This is a genomic window from Streptomyces echinatus (genome assembly GCF_014203595.1).
GTDB classification, from domain to species: domain Bacteria; phylum Actinomycetota; class Actinomycetes; order Streptomycetales; family Streptomycetaceae; genus Streptomyces; species Streptomyces echinatus.
Genome location: NZ_JACHJK010000001.1, coordinates 369,047 through 392,616 on the forward strand (window position 1 = coordinate 369,047; position 23,570 = coordinate 392,616).

The 23,570-nt window shown below is 71.8% G+C and carries 26 protein-coding genes and 1 tRNA gene; 19 read left to right on the forward strand and 8 right to left on the reverse strand.

Annotated elements, in window-relative coordinates; genetic code table 11:
- Positions 1-3 precede the first annotated feature (3 nt).
- Together FHS34_RS01590 and FHS34_RS01595 are read right to left on the reverse strand one after the other, a co-directional pair.
- Entirely contained in the window at positions 4-1,425 is a 1,422-nt protein-coding gene (locus tag FHS34_RS01590) for an exopolysaccharide biosynthesis polyprenyl glycosylphosphotransferase (protein WP_184958964.1), read from the reverse strand.
- On the reverse strand, positions 1,422-2,708 hold the full coding sequence (locus FHS34_RS01595; protein WP_184959161.1) for a glycosyltransferase: 1,287 nt from the start codon (positions 2,706-2,708) through the stop codon (positions 1,422-1,424). The genes FHS34_RS01590 and FHS34_RS01595 overlap by 4 nt, the downstream gene beginning before the upstream one ends.
- A gap of 596 nt (positions 2,709-3,304) precedes the next feature.
- Between FHS34_RS01595 and FHS34_RS01600 the strand changes: the two genes are divergently transcribed.
- The 6 genes from FHS34_RS01600 (at position 3,305) to FHS34_RS01625 (ending at position 7,102) form a co-directional block, all read left to right on the forward strand.
- Positions 3,305-3,544, forward strand: coding sequence for a chaplin (locus FHS34_RS01600; protein WP_184959163.1), 240 nt, complete (start codon positions 3,305-3,307; stop codon positions 3,542-3,544).
- Positions 3,545-3,716: 172 nt separating this feature from the next.
- On the forward strand, positions 3,717-4,652 hold the full coding sequence (locus FHS34_RS41860) for a hypothetical protein (RefSeq protein ID WP_221508405.1): 936 nt from the start codon (positions 3,717-3,719) through the stop codon (positions 4,650-4,652).
- A gap of 132 nt (positions 4,653-4,784) precedes the next feature.
- On the forward strand, positions 4,785-5,177 hold the full coding sequence (locus FHS34_RS43690) for a hypothetical protein (RefSeq protein ID WP_308288328.1): 393 nt from the start codon (positions 4,785-4,787) through the stop codon (positions 5,175-5,177).
- Positions 5,178-5,377: 200 nt separating this feature from the next.
- Positions 5,378-5,869 (forward strand): DUF5949 family protein, encoded by a 492-nt coding sequence (locus tag FHS34_RS01615; RefSeq protein ID WP_184959165.1) that lies wholly within the window; start codon positions 5,378-5,380, stop codon positions 5,867-5,869.
- Complete coding sequence (locus tag FHS34_RS01620) at positions 5,866-6,453, forward strand: vitamin K epoxide reductase family protein (RefSeq protein ID WP_184959167.1); 588 nt, start codon at positions 5,866-5,868, stop codon at positions 6,451-6,453. Before FHS34_RS01615 ends, FHS34_RS01620 begins: the two co-directional genes overlap by 4 nt.
- A 130-nt stretch (positions 6,454-6,583) precedes the next feature.
- Positions 6,584-7,102, forward strand: a complete 519-nt coding sequence (locus tag FHS34_RS01625) for a hypothetical protein (protein ID WP_184959169.1) — start codon at positions 6,584-6,586, stop codon at positions 7,100-7,102.
- A 130-nt stretch (positions 7,103-7,232) separates the two neighbouring features.
- On the opposite strand, the gene FHS34_RS43985 is transcribed toward FHS34_RS01625, so the two are convergent.
- Positions 7,233-7,322 (reverse strand): hypothetical protein, encoded by a 90-nt coding sequence (locus FHS34_RS43985; protein ID WP_372478611.1) that lies wholly within the window; start codon positions 7,320-7,322, stop codon positions 7,233-7,235.
- Between FHS34_RS43985 and FHS34_RS01630 the strand changes: the two genes are divergently transcribed.
- Together FHS34_RS01630 and FHS34_RS01635 are read left to right on the forward strand one after the other, a co-directional pair.
- Positions 7,294-7,767, forward strand: a complete 474-nt coding sequence (locus FHS34_RS01630) for a tyrosinase family oxidase copper chaperone (RefSeq protein WP_225817721.1) — start codon at positions 7,294-7,296, stop codon at positions 7,765-7,767. The two genes, FHS34_RS43985 and FHS34_RS01630, sit on opposite strands and share 29 nt — an antisense overlap.
- Entirely contained in the window at positions 7,751-8,617 is an 867-nt protein-coding gene (locus FHS34_RS01635; protein ID WP_184959173.1) for a tyrosinase family protein, read from the forward strand. Before FHS34_RS01630 ends, FHS34_RS01635 begins: the two co-directional genes overlap by 17 nt.
- Before the next feature lie 72 nt (positions 8,618-8,689).
- Here the strand turns inward: FHS34_RS01635 and FHS34_RS01640 are convergent, their stop codons facing one another.
- A complete protein-coding gene (locus FHS34_RS01640; protein WP_184959175.1) occupies positions 8,690-8,977 on the reverse strand; it encodes a chaplin in 288 nt (95 codons plus the stop codon).
- 298 nt (positions 8,978-9,275) lie between these two features.
- Between FHS34_RS01640 and FHS34_RS01645 the strand changes: the two genes are divergently transcribed.
- Positions 9,276-9,890, forward strand: a complete 615-nt coding sequence (locus FHS34_RS01645) for a DUF2087 domain-containing protein (protein WP_184959177.1) — start codon at positions 9,276-9,278, stop codon at positions 9,888-9,890.
- A gap of 10 nt (positions 9,891-9,900) precedes the next feature.
- Here the strand turns inward: FHS34_RS01645 and FHS34_RS01650 are convergent, their stop codons facing one another.
- Positions 9,901-10,860 carry a D-2-hydroxyacid dehydrogenase family protein gene (locus FHS34_RS01650; protein WP_184959178.1) on the reverse strand — a complete coding sequence of 320 codons (960 nt, stop codon included), beginning with the start codon at positions 10,858-10,860 and terminating at the stop codon, positions 9,901-9,903.
- A 166-nt stretch (positions 10,861-11,026) separates the two neighbouring features.
- On the opposite strand from FHS34_RS01650, the gene FHS34_RS01655 reads away from it, so the two are divergent.
- The 6 genes from FHS34_RS01655 to FHS34_RS01680 all read left to right on the forward strand — a co-directional run bounded on the left by FHS34_RS01655 (position 11,027) and on the right by FHS34_RS01680 (position 15,847).
- On the forward strand, positions 11,027-11,422 hold the full coding sequence (locus FHS34_RS01655; protein WP_184959180.1) for a hypothetical protein: 396 nt from the start codon (positions 11,027-11,029) through the stop codon (positions 11,420-11,422).
- Positions 11,423-11,566: 144 nt separating this feature from the next.
- Positions 11,567-11,761 carry a hypothetical protein gene (locus tag FHS34_RS01660; RefSeq protein ID WP_184961362.1) on the forward strand — a complete coding sequence of 65 codons (195 nt, stop codon included), beginning with the start codon at positions 11,567-11,569 and terminating at the stop codon, positions 11,759-11,761.
- Positions 11,762-11,986: 225 nt separating this feature from the next.
- A complete protein-coding gene (locus tag FHS34_RS01665; protein ID WP_184959182.1) occupies positions 11,987-12,313 on the forward strand; it encodes a hypothetical protein in 327 nt (108 codons plus the stop codon).
- A gap of 225 nt (positions 12,314-12,538) precedes the next feature.
- Complete coding sequence (locus FHS34_RS01670) at positions 12,539-13,165, forward strand: hypothetical protein (RefSeq protein ID WP_184959183.1); 627 nt, start codon at positions 12,539-12,541, stop codon at positions 13,163-13,165.
- Positions 13,166-13,527: 362 nt separating this feature from the next.
- Positions 13,528-14,070, forward strand: coding sequence for a hypothetical protein (locus FHS34_RS01675; protein WP_184959185.1), 543 nt, complete (start codon positions 13,528-13,530; stop codon positions 14,068-14,070).
- 709 nt (positions 14,071-14,779) lie between these two features.
- Positions 14,780-15,847 (forward strand): CAP domain-containing protein, encoded by a 1,068-nt coding sequence (locus tag FHS34_RS01680; protein ID WP_184959187.1) that lies wholly within the window; start codon positions 14,780-14,782, stop codon positions 15,845-15,847.
- Positions 15,848-16,169: 322 nt separating this feature from the next.
- Here the strand turns inward: FHS34_RS01680 and FHS34_RS01685 are convergent, their stop codons facing one another.
- Together FHS34_RS01685 and FHS34_RS44345 are read right to left on the reverse strand one after the other, a co-directional pair.
- A complete protein-coding gene (locus tag FHS34_RS01685) occupies positions 16,170-16,517 on the reverse strand; it encodes a hypothetical protein (protein ID WP_184959188.1) in 348 nt (115 codons plus the stop codon).
- A gap of 61 nt (positions 16,518-16,578) precedes the next feature.
- Positions 16,579-16,911 carry a hypothetical protein gene (locus tag FHS34_RS44345; RefSeq protein WP_425578943.1) on the reverse strand — a complete coding sequence of 111 codons (333 nt, stop codon included), beginning with the start codon at positions 16,909-16,911 and terminating at the stop codon, positions 16,579-16,581.
- Positions 16,912-17,081: 170 nt separating this feature from the next.
- Here FHS34_RS44345 and FHS34_RS01695 point away from each other — a divergent pair, with 170 nt between their 5' ends.
- On the forward strand, positions 17,082-17,357 hold the full coding sequence (locus FHS34_RS01695; RefSeq protein ID WP_184959190.1) for a hypothetical protein: 276 nt from the start codon (positions 17,082-17,084) through the stop codon (positions 17,355-17,357).
- Between the two features lie 356 nt (positions 17,358-17,713).
- On the opposite strand, the gene FHS34_RS01700 is transcribed toward FHS34_RS01695, so the two are convergent.
- A tRNA-Arg gene (locus tag FHS34_RS01700) sits at positions 17,714-17,786 on the reverse strand.
- A gap of 319 nt (positions 17,787-18,105) precedes the next feature.
- Here FHS34_RS01700 and FHS34_RS01705 point away from each other — a divergent pair.
- From FHS34_RS01705 to FHS34_RS01715, 3 genes are all read left to right on the forward strand, one after another.
- Positions 18,106-19,713, forward strand: a complete 1,608-nt coding sequence (locus FHS34_RS01705) for a dynamin family protein (RefSeq protein ID WP_184959198.1) — start codon at positions 18,106-18,108, stop codon at positions 19,711-19,713.
- A 645-nt stretch (positions 19,714-20,358) separates the two neighbouring features.
- Entirely contained in the window at positions 20,359-22,533 is a 2,175-nt protein-coding gene (locus FHS34_RS01710) for a GTPase (protein ID WP_372478566.1), read from the forward strand.
- A 366-nt stretch (positions 22,534-22,899) separates the two neighbouring features.
- Complete coding sequence (locus tag FHS34_RS01715) at positions 22,900-23,376, forward strand: single-stranded DNA-binding protein (protein WP_184959228.1); 477 nt, start codon at positions 22,900-22,902, stop codon at positions 23,374-23,376.
- The last annotated feature ends 194 nt before the right edge of the window (positions 23,377-23,570 follow it).

A 23,570-nucleotide genomic window follows, 5' to 3' on the forward strand; every position in this document is an offset into this window, starting at 1 on the left:
CGGTCAGCTCCCCGTGGAACGCACGAGCGCGGCGGCGGTGCGCAGCAGGATGCAGACGTCCTGCCACAGGGACCAGTTGTCGATGTAGGCGTTGTCGAAGCGGGCCCGGTCCTCGATGGAGGTGTCACCGCGCAGCCCGTTGATCTGGGCGAGTCCCGTGATGCCGGTCCGCATGCGGTGGCGGGCCGCGTAGCCCGGGTGGAGCCTGCTGAACTGGTTCACGAAGTACGGTCGTTCGGGCCGGGGGCCGACCAGGCTCATGTCCCCCCGGAAGACGTTCCACAGCTGGAGCAGTTCGTCCAGCGAGGTCTGCCGCAGGAACCGGCAGAAGGGGCTCATCCGCCGCTCACCCGCCACGCTCCACCGGGTGGCCGCCTCGTGCTCGTCGACCGGGCGGTGGGTGCGGAACTTCAGCAGGGTGAAGGGGCGGCCGTCCTTGCCGACGCGCTCCTGCCGGAACACCACCCCGGGCCCCTCGGTCAGCCGCAGCACCGTCGCACACACCAGCAGCACCGGGCTGACCAGCACCAGCAGCACCCCGGACACCACCACGTCCAGCAGCCGCTTGCCGGCGCTGCCGGGTCGCCGCGTGCGCAGGTCCAGACCGCGCACGGCGAACCCGGCGAGCCGGTCGCGCGTCTCGTACGCCGACGGCTCCGCGTCCACCTCCCACAGCGTGCAGCCCGATTCGGCGAGCGCCCGCAGCAGAGGCCGCTTCTCGGTGCGGGCGGTCGGGTGGACGGTGAGGACGATCCGCACCCCGTTCTGGACAAGGGCCCGCTCCACCTCCTCGCCGGTGGTGAGCACCGGCAGCCCGGCGGCGCTCTCCGGGTGCTCCGCGACCACGCCCACCGGCCGCACCCCGCAGCGCGGATGCCGCAGCAGGGCGGCGGCCACCCGCTGTGCGGTGGTGGCGGGCCCGATCACCAGGGCGGTCCGCGGGTGGCGCAGCAGCGCGACCCGGCGCCGCCAGTGCACCAGGCCCCGGCACGTTCCGGCCGCCGCCGTGTGCAGTGCGCAGCCCAGCAGCAGGGTCCGGGCGTCGAGGGAGAGTCCGGGGTCGTACGCGGCCAGCAGCGCGGCCAGGCCCAGCCAGGTCACCGCGATCCGCCCGCACACCGCGGGCAGTTCGTCGAGCACACCGGGCACCGGCCGGACGGAGCGCGGACGCAGCAGCAGCGTGCCGGTGACCAGGGCGCCGACCAGCGTCGGCCGGCCGGCGGCCCCGTCCAGCGCGACGGCGCCCACCAGCGTGGCGAACAGGTCGGCGGCGAACAGCGGCAACCTCGAGCGCGGCCTGGCGGGCCGGCGCCGCAGCGGGAACCGAAAGCCGCCGGCAGGGCGGCGCGGCAGTACGGAGACGGACCGGAACCCGTAGTCCCGCGGCTGCGCTCCTGGGGAGGGAACGGTGGTTTCCGGGGTCACGAGACGATCGACTCCCTGCACTCGGAGCGCACGAGCCGGGCTGTTGCGCCGTCGGCCGCCGGGGTTTGGACGAAGAGTTCGTGGTAGACGGCCGCGATCCGCTCGGCGGTGTGCCGCACGTCGTGCAGGGCCAGGACGTGCCGGCGGCCCTGACCGCCCAGTGCCGCGCGCAGCGCCGGATCGGACAGCAGCCCGGTGATCGCCCCGGCCAGCGCCACCGGGTCCTCCGGCGGTACCAGACAGTGCTCGGCGAGTGCGGGCGGCAGGCTCTCACGGGCCCCGTCGACGTCGGTGACCACGACGGGCCGTCCGCAGCCCAGCGCCTCCAGCGGGGCGAGCGCCATACCCTCCCAGCGCGAGGGCAGCACCACCAGGTCGGCGGCCCGGTACCAGGGCACGATGTCGGCGACGGCGCCGGCGAACTCCACCGAGGGATGCGCCTGCCGGCGCAGCTCCTCGTGGTCCGGGCCGTCGCCGACCAGCACGAGCCTGGCTCTCGGCAGCACGCCGAGGACGTCCTGCCAGGCGCGCAGCAGGACGTCCTGGCCCTTCTGCCGGCAGAGCCGGCCCACGCAGACGACGAGGGGCCGGGACGCCGCCTCGGCTTCGCCCGAGGCGGGGTGGCCGTTCGCGCCGGCACCACCGGTGCGGCCTTCGTGGTCGGGCGCGGCCCGGCCCGGTGGGGGCTTATCTCTCCCGGCGGCCTGCGGCGCCCGTGGGTGCGGGGCCAGCGAAGCCGGCGAGAAGCGGGTGGTGTCGATGCCGTTCGGAACGACCGTGTACGCGGCGTGCACCCCGGCGCGCAGGCCGGTCGCGCGCTCCGCTTCGCTGACGCACACCACCCGGTCCGCCCAGCGCGCCCCCCACCGCTCCCAGCGCAGCGCGAGTGCCGCGGTGAGTCCGCCGACCGCCTCGAAGGACCAGGCGTGCGGCTGGAACACGGTCGGGGTCCGCCCGCGGACCGCGAGCCGCGCGGCCAGACCGGCCTTCGCGCTGTGCGCGTGCACCAGTTCGGGCCGGACCTCGTCGATCAGCCGTACGAGCCGTCGCACCTCACCCGGCAGGCCGGGTCCCGGGGACCTGCCCGCCCGCCAGTCGCGGACGTCGGCGCCCAGCGCCCGCAGGTCCGTGGCGAGCGCACCGTCGGGGCAGGCGATCGTGACCCGCTGGCCCGCCGCGAGCTGAGCTCTCGTCAGGTCGGTCACGACGCGGGCCACACCGCCGTCGACGGGTTGCGCGAGGTGCAGGACCCGGGGCCGCAGGGCGGGTGCTGACTGGTGCATTCGCGGGATACCTCGCTCACGGGACGCTCGGGACTGCGGGCGTGAACGCGTCTTCGGTTCCGGGCGTCCACGAGGCGGAGGGCGCGCCGGCCCACGCCACGTCCGCGTGGGAAACGAGCCGGAAGCCCGGCTGGTCACCACCGTGCCTCAGAGCCGGTCCGAGACCGTGCACGTCGTGGTCGTAGACGACCGTGTCGGCGCAGGCAGGCACCCGCCCGGCCGGTACGGCACCCCGGTTCGCCGGCCGTGGATCCGCTACGTCGTTCGCGGGGCCACACGGAGCCGCGCGGTGCGACCGGCGTACGCCGGAGGCCGGTGGCGAGGGTGAGCGGAAGCCCGGTCCCGGCAGCCTCGTACGCCCTGCCGCCGACCCTTCCTCGGTGGAGGGCGGGCCGCACGACGGGGGAGTGCGGTCACGTAATGCCATCGGCCATTCGCATCTATCGGTCTAAAAGGTGCGAAGTGTTTTTAAAGGTGTGATCATGTCTCTTCCGTACATCACCCCATTGGCGGCACAACCCGCGCGAGGGCCGCGCGTTGACACAGCGCCGGGTGTCCGCCCGGACGTTTGTGTCGACCCCAAGGAGCACTTCTCCATGTCGCGTATCGCGAAGGGCCTGGTCCTGACCTACGCCGCCGTCGCGGCCGTCGCCGCTGGTGCCGGCGTGGCCGCCGCCGACGCCGGCGCCACCGGTTTCGCCGCCAACTCGCCGGGTGTCCTGTCGGGTAACGCCGTCGAGGTCCCGATCCACCTGCCGATCAACGTCTGCGGCAACACCGTCGACGTCATCGGTGCGCTGAACCCGGCGTTCGGCAACGCCTGCGTCAGCGACTGACGTCGGAACGCAGATCTTCCGGCCGGCCGCCCACCCCGCGCATGCGCTGCGAGGCGGACGGCCGGTTTCGCGCTCCCTCGGACGGATCACAGCGGGTGTGTGAGCGGTTGCGCCGCGCGATGGGCGAACAGACGGTGGGCACAGGTCCCACTGTTCGCCGAAAGGAAAGTCCATGCGTGATCTGCCCGCCCGGCGTCTCGCGTCCACCGTCCTCTGTGCGGCCGTCCTGGTCGGCATCACCGGCCCGGCCGTCGCCGCCGCCGACACGGCCCGGCATCAGGGGCGTGTCCCCGCCCCTGTCCCGGCCGCGGCGAAGGAGAAGCTGCTCGCCCAGGCCAGAGCCCTGGGTGATACGAACCCCGTGCTCTCTCCGGTCGTCGAACTGCTCGACCAGTCGCTGCAGAAGGGCAAGCTCCCCGCCGACCGGGCCCGACAGCTGGGCGAGGCGGCGAAGGAGGCTGTGGCCAGGGCCGCCGCCGACCCGAAGCCCGCGACGCCGACGGCCACTGCCGCTCCGACGGCGACCGCGAAGCCCGCGACGCCGACGGCCACTGCCGCGCCCACGACAACCGCCAAGCCCGCGACGCCGACGGCCACTGCCGCGCCCACGACAACCGCCGAGCCCGCGAAGCCGACTGCGACCGCGAAGCCTGCGGCCGAGGTGTCGCCCACGGCGCCGGTGACCGCGAAGCCCGCGGCCCCGACGGGCACCGCCGCGCCCACGGCGACCGCCAAGCCCGCCACCCCCACCGCGTCCGCGGCGCCGGCCGCGCCCACGGCCTCCGGCGTCCCCGCGTCCCCTGCCGCTCCCGCGAGTTCCGCCGCCCCCGCGGCCCTCACAGCCCCTGTGGCCGCACGGCACGCGAACGTCGGCGTGCCCTCCTCCCGCGACCTCCTCGGTGACGCGCTCAGCGCAGTGCAGACCGCGATCGACAACCTGGTGAAGGCGGTCACCGACGGCCTCGACCAGCTCCTGTCGTCCGCCGACGACGTGGTGTCCGGCCTGGTAGACCTGCTGACGTCCGTCCTCGGTGGCGGCCTGCCCACGAACACTCTGGCCGAACTTCCCTCGCCGGCCGCGCTGCCGAGCCTGCCCACGACCGGCTGAGCCGGGGTTCCGCCGGCCCGGTCGGGGATTTCATATGTCTTCTGCGCGTGGGGTTTCCGGCTCGTCCGGAACTCGTTGGGCACGGTGTCAGAATTCCCTGCGGCGACTTGCGTTGCCGATGAAAGGAACACGATGAAGTCCCTGAAGGCTGCCGCCGTCGTCGCCGGAACCGTGGCTCTCGCGGGCATCACCGCGCCCGCGTTCGCCGACGACACCTCCGACTGGACGCCCACCAGCCTCAACGGTGCCGTCAACAAGCTCACCGAGGAGCCCATCACCCTCAAGGACGCGATGCCGATCAGGCACCAGCCGGACGTGGTCGACACCAAGAGCACGGGCTCGCTGCGCCACGAGGGCAAGGGCAAGGGCAAGGGCAAGGGCAAGGGCAAGGGCAAGGGCAAGGGCAAGGGCACGGGCAAGGGCAAGAGCACGGGCAAGGGCACGGGCAAGAGCACGGGCAAGGCCGTCGGCACCACGTCGAACCAGCACAAGCCACTCCTCGGTGGGCTGCCCCTCCACGGCTGACACCCCGTCCCCGCACCCGGAACACTCAGGAGGCGAGAGGCCGGACACGTAGGAGGCGAGGGGCCGGTACCGCACCCGCGGCACCGGCCCCCGGCCTGTTCGAGGCCAATTCCCTCGTTCGTGTGGAGCGCTCCCGGGCGCTGGTCCGGAAGGGTGAGAAGTCGTCCGGCGGTGCCAGGGGGCGCCGGTACGGTCGCGCGGTGACCACAACCCCCCTCGAGAACCGTCCCGCCGGGCTCGGCACGCTCGTCGTCCTGGCCTGGAGCGGCGAGGCCCCCGACGGCTCCGACATGCCCTACCTGCTGGCCTACTCCCTCGGTGACGCCGCGGGCGGCCCGGAGGCGACCGCCGCCGCGGTCGAGCGGCTGCTGGTGAGCAACGGGCTGCCGGTCGGCGGCGAGCTGATCGACGGCACCGGCCGGCCCGGCCTCCCGGTCAGTCTGCTGGTGGCGGCCGGCCAGGCCGTCGTCCGAATGCCGCAGATGGTCGCCCAGGCCGACGCGCCGCCGGAGTGGCTCGCCGCGGTCAGGGAACGTGGTTACGCCTATCTCGTCTTCACCACCCGCGCCTGGCCCGAGGGCGCGCCCGGCCAGGTCGTCGAGCCGGCGGCGCTGGCCGCGTTCGCCGGTGCCGAGGAGACGCTGCAGGCCGCGGCGCACGTCGTCCTGCCGGTCACCAGCCTGCGCGGATGACGTCCAGGGCCCCCGCCGGTGACAGGGGGTTCGGTCTACTCCTGGTGATCACCGGCGCGGCCGGACTGCTCGCCTCCTGGGTCATCACCCTGGACGAGTTCAAGCTGCTCGAGAACCCCGCGTTCGTGCCCGGGTGCAGTCTGAACCCGGTGGTGTCCTGCGGGAGCGTGATGAAGAGCGACCAGGCCTCGGTCTTCGGGTTCCCCAATCCGATGCTGGGGCTGGTGGCCTACGCCGTGGTGATCTGCGTCGGCATGAGCCTGCTGGCCGGCGCCCGCTTCCCCGGCTGGTACTGGCTGCTGTTCGAGGCCGGTTGCCTGTTCGGCATCGGGTTCGTCTCGTGGCTCCAGTTCGAGTCGCTGTACCGGATCGACGCGCTCTGCCTGTGGTGCTGTCTGGCCTGGATCGCCACCATTCTCATCTTCTGGTACGCCACCGCACTCATCGTTCGAGCCGGGTTCCTGCCCGCCCCCGGCCGGCTGAAGCGCTTCTTCGGTGAATTCGGCTGGGTGCTGCCCCAGCTCCATCTCGGAGTGATCGGAATGCTCGTACTCACCCGCTGGTGGGACTTCTGGACGAGCTGACCATCGCCCGGACGGCTGTGACCAGCTGACAAATACGGCAATCGGGCGAAAAGTGAACTGGTGGCGAATTCCGGCTCGTTACCCGGTACGGACGTCGATTCCCCGCATCCTGAAAGGGACCGTACCTGACATGAAGCCGACCACCCGAGCAACGCTCGCCGCCGTCATCACGGGCGTCACGGCCGCCGTGGGGGCCGCGGCCACCCCCGCCGTCGCCGCGACCGGCACGATCCCGGTCCCCGTGCCGCTGGACGGCGTCTCCAGGTCCCTGGGTGTGGAGATGCCCCAGGCCGTCCTGGACGTGCCGTTGCTGACGCCGGGGGTGCCCGAGGGGCCGCGCTTCGTCACCGGGCGGCTGATGCCGGAACGCACCGTTCCCCAGGTGCCGATCAGGGGTGCCCTGCCCGGCGTGAACCTCCGGACGCCCGTGCCGCACCTCATCGGCGGCGGGGCCGACCACATCGGTGTCGGCACCCCCGCCTCCGCCCTGCGCACCCTCACCCCCGGCCTGGCCCTGGACGCCCCGCTGACCCCGCCGAACCCGGGCCGTGCCGACCTCCCGGACCTGAAGATGCCGCAGGCCGCCGTCATCGGCCCGGTCCTGCAGACCGTGGCCGGCGCGGACCTCAGCACGGGCCCGGGACGGTAGCCGCGCACGGCCGGACCGCCGTCCGGCCGCACGGCCGTACCCGCCGTACGTACGGCCACACGGCCGCACGGCCGCACGGCCGTACCCGCCGTATGGCTCTACGGCGGTGACCCCGCGCCCCCTCGGCCGGTTAGCCGGTACGGACATCTGAACCCGGACGAGGAGCGAGCATGGCTGTGGGTGTGGGCGGAGTGGCGGTCGGCGCGGAGCAACAGGCCACAGCGGAACCCGTCAGAAGGTCACGGCGGGAGGTGGCGCGGGGGCTGCTGGGCTCCGCCGCCGTGCTGGCGATGGCCCCGGTCGTCGCCGCTTCCCGGCCCCTGCCCACCGCCGGGCCGGCAGACGCCGGAGCCTTCGACGAGACGTACCGGGGCCGCCGTATCCAGGGAGTGCAGGTTTCCGACACGGGCCGCACGCTGGTGGACGGCGTTTGGCAGATCACCGTCGACGGCCGTCCGCTGCACCTGATGCGCCGGGCCGACGGCACCTGGCTGAGCATCATCGACCACTACACGTCGTATCGCACGCCGCTGGAGGCGACACGGGCGGCAGTGGACGAGCTGGGGCCCCACCGGAAGTTGCGCGACCTGGCGCCGGGCCGGTTCGGCGGCGAGCACTCCGGTGTGCACACGGGGGAGGGCGGACAGCATGGTGTACGTGCGTAAGGACGTCAGCACGCTCACCGCCGGGGAGCGCAGAAGGTTCGTGAACGCGCTGCTGGAACTCAAGCGGCGTGGTGAGTACGACGAATTCGTCCGCCTGCACATCGACGTCTACACCGCCGACGGCGAGAACGGACTGCGCAGCGCCCACATGGCGCCCTCCTTCCTGCCCTGGCACCGCAGGTTCGTGCTGGAGCTGGAGCGGGCGCTGCGTCGCGTCGACTCCTCGGTGACGGTCCCGTACTGGGACTGGACCCGGAACCGCAAGGCGACGTCCGTGCCATGGACGAAGGATCTGCTCGGCGGGAACGGCAGGCGCTCCGACCGGCAGGTGACGACCGGCCCGTTCGCCTACGCGGCGGGCCACTGGACCATCAAGGAGGGGGTCACCGACGGCAGGTTCCTCACCCGGGACCTGGGCCGCGCCGCCGCCCCCATCCAGCTGCCCACGAAGAGCGAGCTGCAATGGGCACTCGCCGATCCCGTCTACGACGTGCGGCCCTGGAACTCCACCGTCCGCAAGGGGTTCCGCAACAAGCTGGAGGGCTGGGGGAGCGGCAGCGGCAGCGCCTCCTGGCTCAACCACAATCGAGTGCACCGGTGGGTCGGCGGCGCGATGCTCGGCGGCGCGTCCGTCAACGACCCGGTGTTCTGGATGCATCACGCCTTCCTCGACCTGCAGTGGACGCGCTGGCAGCGGGCCCACCGCAGCCACCGCTATCTGCCGGCCGAGCCGCCCGGGGCCGGTGACGCTCAGCACGGGCGGGTCGTCGCTCGGCACGAGAAGCTCCCGCCGTGGGACGAGACGCCGGACCAGCTGGAGGATCTGAGCAGGATCTATCGCTACGGCTGAGCACCTGGTCGTGGACGTGGGGGAGCCCCGGCGCTCGGAGTGCCGGGGCTCCCGTCCGCTGTGCCGGTCCGCTCAGTTGCCGTACCCGTTGCCGCCGGGCGTACCGGGCGTGTCGTGGTCGTCGATGTTGGCGCAGGCGTTGCCGAAGGCCGGGTTCAGCAGGGCGATCACGTCGACGGTGTTCCCGCACACGTTGACCGGGACGTGGAGCGGAACCTGGACCACGTTGCCGGACACCACGCCGGGCGATCCGGTGGCCGCGCCGAGGGCGCCCGAGTCGGCGAGGGCCAGCCCGGACCCACTGACCACCACGGCACCGGTGCCGAGAGCGACAGCGGCTGCCTTCGCGATGCGAGACATCACGTTCTCCTTTTGTAGCTCGGTAAGCGCGGCGGCCAGACCAGCCGCCGCACTCCCCGTTCAACGGCGGGGCGCGGGGTGGGTCACGCAGATCAGCCGGGGATCACCCGTTCAACGGCCGGTCTGTCCGGGAGGGAGTCCCGGGTGAGGTGGCGGGGTGTGTCCGGCGGGGTGTCCAGGGTGAGGTGGCGGGGTGTGGCCGGCGGGGTGCCCGGGGGGAAGCGGCGGGGCTGCCGCGGCGCGGAACCGCGGGGAAATTCACGGGCGCGCGGCGGGGCCGGTCTCCTACCCTCCGGCCATGGACACCGACAACGTTCCCGATACGCGCGAGCGGTCCCGGCAACTGATCGGTCTGCTGGCCGACGAGAGCCGGCTGCGGGCCTTCGCCGCGATCGCACTGGGCGCGCGGAGCGCCGGCCAGGTCGCCGAGACGGCCGGCCTCCCGCCGAGGGAAACGGCCCTCGCGCTGCTCAGACTGCGCGAGCAGGGTGCCGTGACCGGCCGGGGCCGGGAGGCCGCCGGGGGTCGGAGCGGCCGGAGTGAGAACGGCGGGGCGCTGCCCGGCGGGGCGGAGGAAGGGCTCGCGGTCTCCTACGACCTGCTGCGCGAGCTGGCCCGGCCGGAAAGGCCCGCGCGGCCGGCCGGCGGCGGCACACTGGAGACTTTCGTACGGGACGGCCGGCTGGTGCGGCTGCCCGCCAGGTGGACCCGTAAGCAGCAAGTGCTGCGGCACATCGCGGAGCAGACCTTCGAGCCGGGCGTCGCCTATCCGGAGCGGGTCGTGAACGAGCGCCTGCGCGCCTGGTGCCAGGAATCCGACGAGATCGACCATGTGACGCTCCGGCGCTATCTCGTGGACCTGGGCGAGCTGCGCCGGAGCGAGGGCGTCTACGAACGTGTGGCGGCCGCCTGACCGGACGGCCTCAGGGCAGCCGCCGCAGCGGGGAGCCCGCCAGATAGGCCTGGATGTCCTCCACGGCCTGGCCGTAGTACGTCGCGTAGTTGGCGCGCGAGACGTAGCCGAGGTGGGGCGTGGCGAGGAGCCGGGGCGCGCTGCGCATCGGATGGCCGGCGGGCAGCGGCTCGACGTCGAAGACATCGACGCCGGCGCCGGCGATCCGGCCCTCGCGCAGCGCGGCCAGCAGCGCGTCCTGGTCGACGATGGCCGCGCGGGAGGTGTTGACCAGGTAGGCGGTCGGCTTCATCAGGGCGAGTTCGGCGGCGCCGACGAGACCGCGGGTGCGGTCGCCGAGGGCCAGATGGATGGAGACGAAGTCGCTGTCGCCCAGCAACTCCTCCTTGGAGGCGGCCAGTTCCACACCGGCCTCCCCGGCGCGCTCCTTGGTGAGGTTCTGGCTCCAGGCGCTCACCCGCATGCCGAAGGCGAGCCCGACCTGGGCGACCCGGCCGCCGATCTTGCCCAGCCCGAGCAGCCCCAGCCGGCGGCCGTGCAGATCGGCGCCGACGGTCGACTGCCAGGGGCCGTCGCCGCGCAGGGCGTTGCTCTCCTGGACGATCCCGCGGGCGAGCCCGAGCAGCAGTGCCCAGGTCAGCTCGACCGGCGGGGTGCTCGAACTCGCCGTACCGCACACGGTGACGCCGTGCGCCTCGGCGGCGGCGTAGTCGATGACGCTGTTGCGCATCCCGGAGGCGACGAGCAGCTTGAGCCGGGGCAGGCGGGCGATCAGGGAGCCCGGGAAGGGGACGCGTTCGCGCAGGGTGACGACGATGTCGTAGTCGGCGAGGGCCGCGGCGAGGGCGTCCTCACCGTCGAGGTGCTCGCGCAGCGGGACGACGTCCACCTGATCCTCGATCACCGACCAGTCGGCCGATTCGGCGGCCACCCCCTGGAAGTCGTCCAGCACCGCACACCGAAGCCGCATGTCGTCTCCCTTCCCCGGGCGACTGTACCGATCGGCCCCGGAACGCGACCGACAGGGTCACCCCGCCCTTCGCCCCGCGACTCCCGGGCCCCCCGTCCCCGGTCAACTCCTACCGGCCAACTCCCCCTGGCCCGCTCCTCTCCCCCCAGCCTGGAAGAGTGGCCCCATGCTGCTCGAACCCGAGAACACGCTGTTCGTCCGTGGTGCCACGCCCGTGCTCCTGCTGGCGGGGGCGCCCGTCCACGACGCCCTGCCGCAACTGAGCGCGCCCGACGGGGCGATACCCCTGTGCGAGGGCTGGAGCATCGTGCCCCGGCTCACCCTGTGCGTGGTGGACGGCCCGGGCGACCACGGAATCGTGGTGCCCGCCCTCGCCGCGCCGGTGGTCGGCGAGGCCGACGGCGGTACGGCGCCGGGCGACATGGCCGACTGGTGCGCGGACGCCGAGCAGGCCGGCGGCGCGGTCGTCCTGTCGCTGGACCGGCTGCCCGAGACGCTCGACTGGTCCGCGCTCCTGTCCTCGGGCACCACGCGCGGAGGCTTCCTGCCCGCCCTGGCCTGACACCACGTGACACCGGCTTGGCAGACCGACAGCACACCCGCCGGCCGGCCTGCCGAACCCGGCCCCGCCGAACCTTTCGCGCCGAGCGACTCGGAGCGGGATTTTTCTGTTGAGCACCGATGGGTGATCGGCAACCATGGGCCCATGAGTCACGGCTTACGTCGCATCACCGGACTGACGATCATGATCGCGGGCATCGCGTTGGGTGCCTGGGTGGCCTTCGGGTCCCCACAGCACTGGCACGGCGCCCAAGCCCTGGGGCGCATGGCGCTGGGCCTGGGATCCCTGGGGATGATCAGCGCCTCACCCCGCCTGATCTTCCCCGACGCCTCGGATTGATCACCGAAGACGCGGCGGTGCCCGGCGACACGGCCCCCCGCCGGCAGAAGCGACCGGCCGCCCCAGCAGAACCCGAACCAGAGACCAAGCACCGAGAAGACGCTCGGCACGACGCGGGTCACCCCCGCTGACCTGCTCCTCCCGCCCTGCCGGTCCGTGTCCGCGACGGTTGGCCTGACCTGGGGAAAGTGCTGGGCCGACGGGTGACGAACGGGCGAGGCCAGGGTGGTCAAGGCGATCAACACGGCCAACGGTTCACCGGGCGCCGACACCCTCCGGCTGGCCCGCAAGTGCACCTACAAGCTGACGTCCCCGAACGCGACCGATCCCGCGAACGGCCTGCCCACCGTCACCAGCGAGATCACGATCGAGGGCAACGGCGCGACGATCACGCGCGCCAAGTCGGCCTCGGACTTCCGCATCCTGTTGGTGGGCGCGTCGGGCACCCTGATGCTCAACAGGACCACGATCAGCGGCGGCCGGGCGACGGACTGCCGCTCTTCCCCGGAGGCGCGGTCTGCGGGGGCGGCATCAACAACCAGGGAACCCTGACGGTGAACCACGGCAAGGTGGTCCACAACGCCGCCGGCTCCGCCACGGACGGCATCGTCGTGGAGGGCGGTGGCATCGACAGCGACGGCACCGCAGCGACGGCACCGCGACCGTGAACGACACCGACATCAGTGACAACACCGCCATCTAACCGGCAGCACCGCGAGCAGTGCCGACGGCGGCGGACTCGCCAACGACGGCCCTCTCACGCTCAAGCGCAGCCGGGTGACCGGCAACATCGTGCGCGTCGCCGAGAACGCCGGCAGCTTCGCGTTCGGCGCCGGCTACGCCGTCTTCGCGAAGACGACCATCGACCACAGCACCATCAGCGGCAACCGTGCCGACGCCCCGCGCGGGACCGCGCGTGGCGCTCTGGCGAACGCCTCCCCGGAGGGCATTACGGTGACCGACACCGTCATCAGCCGCAACGCCACCAGCGCTCCGGGCGGCACCGCCACGGGCGGCGGAGTCGCCAACAACTCTCCCCTGGACATGATCAGCACCCGTGTCCTCGACAACACCGCCACGGCCGCGGGCGGCGTCGCACGAGGCGGCGGGATCAGGAACGGCCCCTTCGGCACGCGCGCCCTGAAGAGCAGCGCGGTGCGGGGCAACCTCGCCAAGGCCGTGGACGGCGGCACCGCCCAGGGCGGTGGGATCTTCCACGCCGCCGGCACCCAGGCCACGGGCTCCACGGTCCTGAACGACAGCTTCGTCACGGCCAACAAGGCCGACGACGGAGGCGGCATCTTCACGGCGTCCGGCACGGTCACGCTGAACAACACCGTGGTCCAACGCAACAGAGCCGAACAACTGCGCCCACCGAAAAGCGTCCCCGGCTGCACCGGCTGAGCCCATGGGTGGGGCCCGCCACGAGCAGTGCGGGCCCCACCTGCCAGGTGCGCCGGGTCTGGCGGGTCTGCCGGTCCGCCTGATGTCGCTTTCGCGAGCAAGGGTGTTGTCACTGAGGGCGCATGCGACTCCGCCGACGCACACGACCGGCACATCAGCTCCGACCGGGTGATTTGCCGTTCCCACGCAGTGGACGCACGGCCCGCCCGACGAAGTGGATCAACGCTATTTCGAATCGACCGTCGCTGGCCTCTGAGCTGGGCCTCTAGCAGCGCGGCAGGCCGCATACTCGTCGGCGTCGACTCACATTCAACTGGTTCTTCACGTGCGACGATCCCGGTTGCAGTGCACACTTCTCCGCCGTGGAGATCATCAAGGGGGAGCTTCGGCGTCTTCGGTCCGGTCTCGGATCTGATGACATGCAACAGCGGCCTTTCCTCGTCCGGGTCCGGTTCACCGCCGAGAGTCCGGCACGCGTCATCGCGGATGCTCGTGCCGTGCTGAACTGTGTGGTCGAGCAGACGGACACCTGGCCCGCGTTCGAGCGGTGGCCGGAGCTGTTGCCGGCCTGGTTCGTGCAGCGGAGTGCGCCGGAACATGCGGAGTTGAGTGCTGGCTGGTCGTTCGATGTCCGGGCCTGGTTCCGGAAGCGGCGGGCGACGGCATCTAGGCAGAACGCGCATTTGGATCAGGGGCCTTGGACGCTGTCAGGCTGGCTTTGCGACTTCGACCCGACCGAGGAGGGCATGGGTGACGACCGTAGCTGGTGGTGGTGGGACGCGGGCTCGGATGAGCCGGGCACCGGCTGGGTCGAGGTGGCCACCACCGGTTGGCCATTCGGCAGCGGTTCGCTGTTCTGGCTGATCGAGGCCAGCGGTGGCCGGTATCTCGAGTATGGGGCGTAAGCGTCGCGGACCCAGGAGCTGGTAGGTGCTGTGCAGTAAGCGCGTTGACCACCGCTTCAGGAGTCCGATCACGGGTTGCGCGGAGGCACTTCAGCCCGTTGCAGCACGGCCACCTCTGACTGTTCCGGCCCAATGGTGTTCGCCAGCGTTGATGTCGGTCAAGGATGCCAGGGGGTGGCGTCCTTCCCTCATTGAGGACGTCGGCGAGAGCCTGCGCCTGGTCCGGCGTGATACCGAGTGCGAGCGGCACCCGACGGGGACTGCATGTTGTTGTACGACTCGCGATGTCGGGCGAACGAGTGCAGTCTGGATTTAAGGGTTGCCTCGCGGCGCAGCGCGAGGTGGAGGCGCGGACACACAGCGGAACGCCATCTCATTCCGCCGGAATCGCGGACGCTATGTGCACAAGTCTGATGTCTTGATTTCCTGAAGACGAATGTGCACGCCGACGACTGCCTGACGGCCGCAGTGACCGCGCAGGGGCATCAGTGCGCCGACGCCTTCAACATACGCGGCGGAGCATCTTACAACTCTGTCTCGCGCGGGATGCGGCGCTCCTTCTGGTTCCTTCTGGAAGAGAAGTGATTTCTCCTCTTCCCCAGGGCTCATCACCCTCTTCGTGTCCCACATCGACCGGTAGTCGCCGACTGCTCCAGGAAGCCGCCGCGGCCCACCGAGCAGGGCCCAAGATCCGAGAGGTTGGTCGAGCATGACGAAAAGTCGACCAGGACGAATAGCTCGTGGAGCGGCGATTCTAAGCGCCGCACTGATCAGTGGGCTCCTTGGGCTCACGGGCCCTTCCCAAGCGCAAACCGGATCCCAAGTCACCGATGCCGAGCGCAATGCCGTTCTCGCCCAGCACAACCAAGAGCGCCAAGCGGTCGGCGTACCACCTTTGGTGTGGAATAATCAACTCGCCGCCGATGCGCAGGCCTGGGCCGCTCTCGGAACGGGGAAGCACAGCGATCCCAATACAGGACAAAGGCCCGCCGACCAGGGCGAAAGCCTGTACGAAGCCTGGGGAACCCCCACGCCCGCCCGTGACTCCATAGCCCGTGATGCGGCGGCTTGGTGGGCCAGCGAGAAGCAGTACTACAACGCCGATCCAAACAAAAAGATCGATCCGGCCCATGCGGTCAACGACCTCGATCCTGCGAAGAGGACCAATTTTTACAGGTGGGGTCATTACACGCAGATGGTGTGGTCATCCACCAGGGAGATCGGCTGTGGGATAAAGCAGGGTGCGCCCAAGCCCAACGGATGGTTTGTGGTGTGCCGGTACCGCTCCGCAGGTAACATCGCGGGACAGACGCCCTATCCGCCCGGACAAGCGCCGCCCCCTGCGGGGCGAATGGCAACGGTGGCCGGTGAGGATGTAGACGTTTACAACGTCAAGAATGAGCCGGACGGTGCTGGGCGGGTGATTGGCATCCTGCGCGTCGGCCAACAAGTCGAGCTCGTGGGAAGCTGTGAGCGGGAATCCTGGTGCCAGGTCGCCGGACGCAACGTCCCCGGTGGCAACGGCTGGGTTTGGGGGCACCTGCAGTTCGGACAAGCGCCGCCCCCTGCGGGGCGAATGGCAACGGTGGCCGGTGAGGATGTAGACGTTTACAACGTCAAGAATGAGCCGGACGGTGCTGGGCGGGTGATTGGCATCCTGCGCGTCGGCCAACAAGTCGAGCTCGTGGGAAGCTGTGAGCGGGAATCCTGGTGCCAGGTCGCCGGACGCAACGTCCCCGGTGGCAACGGCTGGGTTTGGGGGCACCTGCAGTTCTGAAGATTGGCGGAGTCTCAATGGGCCGTCTCAATCTGCCTTGAGGGCACCCAGCAGCCGGCCTACTGACCACCGGTCTCGCTGACCAGCGAAGCTGACGAAGCCCACGGCTCTGACGAGGTCGGATGCCGTGGGCTTCTGTCGTTGTCGGTTGAGGTCGAGCGGCTTCGCACGGCCCGGAGACGGCCCAGGCCGATCACTCCACCACTCTCGTACCACTGCCGTGTAACAGTTGCGGACAGTGAGTTACCAACTCGGCTCGTTGACCGAAGAATTGGCCTATGACACTCAGCCGGGCCAGAGGTAACCACCTCGCGGCCGGCACTCAATTCGACCAGACGGGCGAGGACATCCAAGCAAAGGCGTCTGCAGTTCGGTTGGCCAGTGACCGGATACGCCAAGAGTCGGTGATGTCGGTCCAGCCTTCGAGGTATACGTCGCGGGCGCCGTGCTCTGCTGCTTGGTCATAAAAGAGGGTGAACCTGTAGACCCTGCCGTCTTCGGAGATGACTTGCCCGTCCTCGTGATCGGGGCCCTCCTGCAAGAGATCGACGACGACCGTCCGGTGCGGATCGAGCCCCTGGCCCTTCAGGAGCTCCCGCAACCGGCTCCACATCTCGTATTCGCTGGTTCGCAGAAGAGCGGTGTACTGAACGACGATGCTTGACGCCATGACCCCATGATCGGCGCGGCACCTGGTGAAGGGAAGCGAGCCGACGAGGCCAAGGCCAGCGCTAGGTCGCGTCCGCAACTCCACCTAGGTTGCGGACCTCGATGCGCGCGCCCTCCTCCCACGTAAAGGTTCTGGTGGTGCCGTCGGTCACCGCCGCCCTGAACCCTCGTGAACGGCTCTGGATGAGACGGAAACTGAGCGGGGCTCCGATGGAACGAGTGGAGGCTGAGCCGTTCACCGATGGCGGCAACGACGCCGTGGCGCGCCTCCCGGGACGCAACTCCCCCGGAGTCTTGATCCAGGGGGACACCCTCAGCACCCGCAACCGGCCGCCGACGATGCGGGCGTGGAAGCAGATGGAGAACTGCTGGCGGTCCTCGTCGTCGTAGGCCATGACGTGCCCGGGGTTCGTGTAGGTCCCAACCGACCAAACCGGTCACCTCCACGTCGAACCGGTTTCTTCCTTCGTCTCGCGGAGAGCCCCGTCGGGGCCGACTCGCCCAGATCGATGCCGCCTCCGCGCAGGGCTCACAGGTCGTTGCCGGTCTAGAGGAAGCCGTAGCCGTGAGGGACGTGATCCTGCCCGCCCCCGATGCGGTGGATCAGTGGTGTGAGTTGCTGATCCGCACGGCGACCCGGGAGGTCGGAAAGCAGTGGACCGACCCGGGCGAGATTCACGAGCGGCGCGACCTGAAACGTCGTGCCGAGGGCGGGACGCGCACGGTGCCGGGGCATCCGGCTCTCACTCGCGTCCTGCGGCAGTACATCGCCGACGAACAGCTCCGACCGGGTGATTTGCTGTTCCGGGGTAGTTCGGCGGCATCCTCCCCGGTTCCGTGATCCGAAGGGCCTGGCGGCGTGCGCGCGAGGCCGTACTGCCCCGAACGTCTTCGAGTCGCCGACGGGACGCCCGCCCAGGTGGCGGAGTGGGCCGGTAACAGCGTCGCCGTGCTCCTGGCCACCTACGCCCGCTGCATCGACGGCCAGCTGCCTGATCTGAAACGGCGGCTGGAAGCTGCGGGCGATCTACCAGAGGCGGAGATGCCAGGCGCTGGCTGATCTTCCCCGGGCCGGGAACTTCGACACGTATGCGCCACGGCCACCTGCGAGAACCCGGTGACGGCCGACGAGGCTTTGTCGAGCTAAACCGCCCCTGACCAGCGAAAAGCCCTCCCGAGGGGAGGGCTGGGCTTGGGCGCCCCCGGCAGGACTCGAACCTGCGGCCAAGCGCTTAGAAGGCGCCTGCTCTATCCACTGAGCTACGGGGGCCGGTGGGTGGCCTCGTGCCTGGTGCCCTGGTGCGGGCTGATCCGTGACGTTGCCGGGGACAAGGATAGGGCTCCCGGTTCCTTGACCCTGTCGCTTCGCCTCCGTGGCTCAATGTGGAGGTTCGGTGAAGCGGTCCTGATAATCGCAGGCAGGTACGAATCGTGCACCGCTTTTGGCGTCTGCCGCACCGGGTGTTGTGCACTCGTTATGCCTGGACAGCGCCCGTGTCCCGGTCATCCCTTGTGCCCTTTCTGTCCTGTCGGCACGCAGACGAGTCCATATGCTTCAGAATTCCCCTAAAATTGGGCATTCTTCGCATGTGGTGACCTTGGACGTACGGCCCCAGCTGCTCGACACACTTTCCGCTCTGCGCGACCGTGTTGCCGCCGCACGCTTTCCGCTGCCCCTGGCCGGGGCGCCACGCGCGCGTGCCAACCGCGACGAACTCCTCGCGCAGCTCGACGACTATCTCGTTCCCCGACTGCGGCACCCCGAGGCGCCGCTGCTGGCCGTCGTCGGCGGCTCCACGGGCGCGGGCAAGTCGACCCTCGTCAACTCCCTGGTCGGCCGGCGGGTGAGCGAGGCGGGCGTGCTCCGTCCGACCACCCGGACGCCGGTCCTCGTCTGCCATCCGGAGGATCATCACTGGTTCAGCGGCATGCGCGTGCTCCCCGACCTGACCCGCGTGTGGGCGCCCGACCGGGACCCGGTCGACGACTTCCTCGTCCGCGACGAGGAGCCGACGCGCGTGCTGCGCGTCGAGACCGCCGACACACTCCCGCGCGGGCTCGCCCTCCTCGACGCCCCGGACGTCGACTCCCTGATCGAGGACAACCGTGTCCTCGCCGCGGAGCTGATCTGCGCCGCCGACGTCTGGATCATGGTCACCACGGCCGCCCGCTACGCCGACGCCGTCCCCTGGCACCTGCTGCGCACCGCCAAGGAGTACGACGCGACCCTTGTCACCGTCCTGGACCGGGTACCCCACCAGGTCGTCTCCGAGGTCTCCCGGCAGTACGGCGCCCTGCTCACCAAGGCGGGCCTCGGTGACGTACCGCGCTTCACCGTGCCCGAGCTGCCCGAGTCCGCCTGGGGTGCCGGCCTGCTCCCCGCGACCGCCGTCGCGCCCCTGAAGAGCTGGCTCGTCCACCACGCCCACGACTCGGCCGCCCGGCAGCACGTCATGGCCCGTACGGCCCACGGCCTGCTCGACTCGCTCAGATCCCGCATGCCCGAGCTGGCCAACGCCGCCGCCGCCCAGTACGCGGCGGCCCTCCGGCTCACCTCCGCCGTGGAGGCCGCCTACGACAACGAGCACGCGCGCGTGCGGGCCCGCCTCCAGGCCGGCGCCGTACTCGCCGGGGACGCCCTCAAGCGGTGGCGCGCCTTCCCCCTGGACTGCACGGCCGGGGAACTCCTCGACGCCCTCGTGGAGAGCCTGGCCGCCCTGCTGCTGTGCGCCGTCACCGCCGCCGACGAGCGCGTCGACGACGTCTGGCGGCGCGAACCCGCCGCCGGCGCCGTGGAACTAGCCGGCCGCGACACCTCCCTGGAGAACGCCGAGCACCGCATCGGGCTCGCGGCCCGCCGCTGGCGGCGCGAGCTGGAGGAGTACGCCGAGGAAGAGGTGCGGGTACTGGAGCGCACCGGCGCACCCGACCCGGAGCTCGTCGCCGCCCTCGTCGCCACGGCGGTGCTGGGTGGGCGCCGGGCGCGTACGGCGGGCGAGGGACTCGCCGAGCGGCTCGGGGCGCACGGCGTGCTGCGGCTGCGCGACCGGGCGGGACGGCTGCTCGGCGAGCACGTGGACCGTGTCATGCACGCCGAACGCGAGCGCCGTCTCGCACCGCTCGACGCCCTGAACGTCCAGCCCGACCCCCAGGCCGAACTCATCGCCGCGCTGTCCGTACTGCAGAAGGAGAGGTGACCGGTGACCGCCGTCACTGACCAGAACCACACGGAGCACACCGACCACATGAGGCGCACCGAGCACGGCAGCGGCAGCGGCGACACGGGTTCCTCCGGGCACAGCGTTCACACCGGTTCGGGCGCCCTGGACGGCGTCGAGCGCACCGGCGGTTTCCCGCAGGTGCGACTGAGCCTCGTGAAGGAGCCGCGCGGCGACGACGACCCAACCTGCCACGACCGTCCCGGTGCCGATCGCCCTGGTGCCGATCGCCCCGGCAGGGATCGCCCTGGCACCGACCGTTCTGGCACCGACCGTTCTGGCACCGACCGTCCTGGCACGGATCGTCCCGGTGCCGGTCGCGCCATGGATCTCCGGCCCGCCGTCGTCCGCCTCTCCGACGGCCTGGGCGGCGGCCAGGGCCAGGGTCATGATCCGAGTCGGGGCCAGGAGCAGGAGCAGGAGCACGAGCAGGTGCAGAGCCTGAGTCGGGGGCAGGGCCAGGGCGAGGTCCGGAGCCTGGGCGAACAGCCGGGCCACGGCGCGGGCCAGGGCGGCGAGGCCGGGGCCCGGGACCTCGCCGGGCTGCTGGGCGGGGACGGCGACGACGACCGGGAAGAGGGCCGGGGCGAGGCCGGGGACGCCGGCGGGGGACGGCACGCGCGCGTGAAGGGCGAACAGGCCTACAGAGGTGAGGCGCGAGAGGAGGACGAGGCAGGCGACGAGGGCCGGAACGGGGACGAGAAGGGCGAGGGCGCGGGCCGGGAGCGCCACGCGCGCGTGCAGGGCGAGAACGCCGAGCGTGACCTTCCCGCGCGCGGGCGCGGCCCCGACGACGGCGTTCCCGTCCCCCGCCCGCAACCCCGTTCCCCGAAGCCACGCACCGCGGCCGACGCCACACCCGCCAGGGCGACGGCCCCCGGCACCGCAACCGGCACCGCCCCAGGCGCCTCGACCGCTCCCGGCGCCTCGACCGCTCCGGGCACGGCGACCGCTCCCGGCACGGCGACCACCCCCAACGCGGCGGCGACCGCCCCTCACGCCGCGGCTGCTGTCCCCGACACGGCGGCCTACGCCGACGCCGACGCCGGCACCGGCACCGGTAAGGACGGCGACGCCGATTCCGCCGAGTCCTGGGACGACGGCCTCATCGCGCGGCGCGTCACCGAGGCCACCTCCGCCGCCCTCGCCGCCGAGCGCGCCTCCGCCGCGGAGACCGGCCAGCGCGGACCGGCCGGCCATGCGCCGGCCCCACTGGCGTACGACGGCCCGCTGCGCTCCCGCCTGGACGCCCTGCGCGAACTCGTCGGGCTCTCCCGTACCCGCCTGGACAGCCAGACGCTCGCCGAGGCGGGCCGCGTCCTGGACGAGGCCGCCGCCCGCCGCAAGCTGTCCGGCCGGCACACCGTCGTCGCCCTGGCCGGCGCCACCGGGAGCGGCAAGTCACAGCTGTTCAACGCCCTCGCCGGAGTGGCCATTTCGGAGACCGGCGTACGCCGCCCGACCACCGCCGCGCCCATCGCGTGCAGCTGGAGCGACGGCGGGGCCGCCCTCATCGACCGGCTGGGCATCCCGGGCCGGCTGCGCCGCCGCCCGATGCACAGCCCGGACAACGAGGGGCAGTTGCGCGGGCTGGTCCTGGTCGATCTGCCCGACCACGACTCCGCCGCCGTACAGCACCGCGAACAGGTCGACCGGATCCTGAAACTGGTCGACGCGGTCATCTGGGTGGTCGACCCCGAGAAGTACGCCGACGCCGTCCTGCACGAGCGGTACCTGCGGCCGATGGCCGGCCACGCGGAGATCATGTTCATCGTCCTCAACCAGGTGGACCGGCTGCCCGGGGACGCCGCCCACCAGGTCCTGGACGACCTGCGGCGGCTGCTGGACGACGACGGCATCGCTCTGGGCGAGCACGGCGAACCGGGCGCCACCGTGCTCGCGCTGTCCGCGCTCACCGGTGACGGCGTCGGCGACCTCCGCGAGGCGCTCGGCCAGTTCGTGGCCGAACGCGGCGCGGCGGCCCGCCGGGTGGCGGCCGACCTGGACGCCGCCGCCGCCGAACTGCGGCCCGTGTACGCCACCGGGCGGCGGGCCGGCCTCAGCGAGGAGGCGCGCGAGGAGTTCGCCGCGCGGCTCGCGGACGCGGTGGGCGCCACCGCCGCGGGCGAGGCCGCCGAGCGGGCCTGGCTGCGCAACGCCAACCGCGCCTGCGGGACGCCCTGGTTGCGGCTGTGGCGCTGGTACCAGGGCCGTGGCGAGTCCACGACGGGCCGTATCGCATTGCGTGCCCAGGCGGACGAGGAGGCCACGGCCCGCCAGCGGGTGGAGCAGGCGGTCCGCACGGTCACCGACCGGGCCTCGGCCGGGCTGCCCACGCCGTGGGCGCAGGCGGTGCGCGAGGCGGCCGTACGCGGGTCGCAGGGGCTGTCCGAGGCGCTGGACAGCCTGGTGGCCCGGGCCGGCCTGCCGCCGGGCCGCCCGCCGCGGCCGGGCTGGTGGCCGGTGGCCGTACTGGTCCAGGCGGCGATGACCCTGCTGCAGATCGTGGGCGGTGCGTGGCTGGCCGGGCAGATCGCCGGAGTGATGGCGCCCAACCTGGGGGTTCCGGTGCTGCTGATGGTGTGCGGGATCGTCGGCGGGCCGCTGGTGGAGTGGGGCTGCCGGATGGCGGCCCGGGGACCGGCGCGGCGCTACGGGCAGGAGGCGGAACGGCGGCTGCGGGAGGCGGCGGCGAGCTGCGGCCGGGCCAGGGTGCTCGATCCGGTGGCGGCGGAGCTGCTGCGGTACCGGGAGGTGCGGGAGCAGTACGGGAGGGTCGTGCGCTCCGGGGTGGGGTGAGAAGGCGGCTGGTCAGGGGTGGGTGGGGGCGCGGGGGAACGGGGAGCCACCCGCACGGGGGGAACGGGGAGCCATCCGCACGGGGGGAACGGGGAGTCACCCGTGCGGGTGGCGGAGTTTTCCACAGGCGGGTGGTCGTCCACAGCGCTCAGCGGGCCCGGCCCGGCGGAGGCAGTCTGAGGTCACGGCGATCGCACGGCGGGTCCGGCCGGAGGACACGGCGGGACCGGTGCGGGCGGTCGGCGGGACGTGCGGGCACGTACGGCAGTCGTACGGGCCCGGCACGGCAGACGCAGCCGTACGGGACGGGCCCGTACCTGTGTCCGCCCGGCCGGAAGGGGACGGGCGGGGGAGGGGAGCGAGGACATGAACGAGACGATCGTCTGCGTGGTGGGGAACGTGGCGACCCAGCCGGTCTACCGCGAACTGGCGGCGGGGCCGTCGGCCCGGTTCCGGGTCGCGGTCACCGCGCGCTACTGGGACAGGGAGAAGAACGCGTGGACGGACGGGCACACCAACTTCTTCACGGTGTGGGCCAACCGTCAGCTCGCGGTCAACGTGGCCGCGTGCGTGGAGGTGGGCCAGCCGGTGGTCGTCCAGGGCCGGCTGAAGGTGCGCACGGAGACACGGGAGGGACAGCAGCAGTGGGCCTCCGCCGACATCGACGCCGTGGCGATCGGCCACGACCTGTCACGCGGTACGGCGCTCTTCCAGCGCGCGGCCAAGCCGGAGGGCACGCCGGCGGCGGCCCGGCCGGAGCCGAACTGGGAGACACCGCGTCCGGCGGATACCGAGCACGGACATCCTGAGCAACAGGCGCGGGAGGCCGCCACAGTGACGTGACGTCAGCCGTCATCTGCTTGCGGCGAGCCGTAGTTGACCGTCTCTGCCGTCCCTGTGCGTGCCGCGTGAGCATGCTGTACAAACCGGTGGATTTGTCGATACGGCCAGCTCACGGGCGATCCCGGCGATAACGATTACGGATCGGATCGGCCATCGGATGATCCGACCGGCGGGTCGGGCTGCGGCTGATCCAT

What these genes read in the sequence shown, in the direction of transcription:
- FHS34_RS44345 (WP_425578943.1), bottom strand. Translation starts at nt 16,911, where the DNA reads ATGGCCTACGACGACGAGGACCGCCAGCAGTTCTCCATCTGCTTCCAC.
- FHS34_RS01660 (WP_184961362.1), top strand. Translation starts at nt 11,567, where the DNA reads ATGAGTCACGGCTTACGTCGCATCACCGGACTGACGATCATGATCGCG.
- FHS34_RS41860 (WP_221508405.1), top strand. Translation starts at nt 3,717, where the DNA reads ATGCGTGATCTGCCCGCCCGGCGTCTCGCGTCCACCGTCCTCTGTGCG.
- FHS34_RS01620 (WP_184959167.1), top strand. Translation starts at nt 5,866, where the DNA reads ATGACGTCCAGGGCCCCCGCCGGTGACAGGGGGTTCGGTCTACTCCTG.
- FHS34_RS01680 (WP_184959187.1), top strand. Translation starts at nt 14,780, where the DNA reads ATGACGAAAAGTCGACCAGGACGAATAGCTCGTGGAGCGGCGATTCTA.
- FHS34_RS01655 (WP_184959180.1), top strand. Translation starts at nt 11,027, where the DNA reads ATGCTGCTCGAACCCGAGAACACGCTGTTCGTCCGTGGTGCCACGCCC.
- FHS34_RS01685 (WP_184959188.1), bottom strand. Translation starts at nt 16,517, where the DNA reads ATGGCGTCAAGCATCGTCGTTCAGTACACCGCTCTTCTGCGAACCAGC.
- FHS34_RS01650 (WP_184959178.1), bottom strand. Translation starts at nt 10,860, where the DNA reads ATGCGGCTTCGGTGTGCGGTGCTGGACGACTTCCAGGGGGTGGCCGCC.
- FHS34_RS01635 (WP_184959173.1), top strand. Translation starts at nt 7,751, where the DNA reads ATGGTGTACGTGCGTAAGGACGTCAGCACGCTCACCGCCGGGGAGCGC.
- FHS34_RS01640 (WP_184959175.1), bottom strand. Translation starts at nt 8,977, where the DNA reads ATGTCTCGCATCGCGAAGGCAGCCGCTGTCGCTCTCGGCACCGGTGCC.
- FHS34_RS01600 (WP_184959163.1), top strand. Translation starts at nt 3,305, where the DNA reads ATGTCGCGTATCGCGAAGGGCCTGGTCCTGACCTACGCCGCCGTCGCG.
- FHS34_RS43690 (WP_308288328.1), top strand. Translation starts at nt 4,785, where the DNA reads ATGAAGTCCCTGAAGGCTGCCGCCGTCGTCGCCGGAACCGTGGCTCTC.
- FHS34_RS01625 (WP_184959169.1), top strand. Translation starts at nt 6,584, where the DNA reads ATGAAGCCGACCACCCGAGCAACGCTCGCCGCCGTCATCACGGGCGTC.
- FHS34_RS01715 (WP_184959228.1), top strand. Translation starts at nt 22,900, where the DNA reads ATGAACGAGACGATCGTCTGCGTGGTGGGGAACGTGGCGACCCAGCCG.
- FHS34_RS01595 (WP_184959161.1), bottom strand. Translation starts at nt 2,708, where the DNA reads ATGCACCAGTCAGCACCCGCCCTGCGGCCCCGGGTCCTGCACCTCGCG.
- FHS34_RS01645 (WP_184959177.1), top strand. Translation starts at nt 9,276, where the DNA reads ATGGACACCGACAACGTTCCCGATACGCGCGAGCGGTCCCGGCAACTG.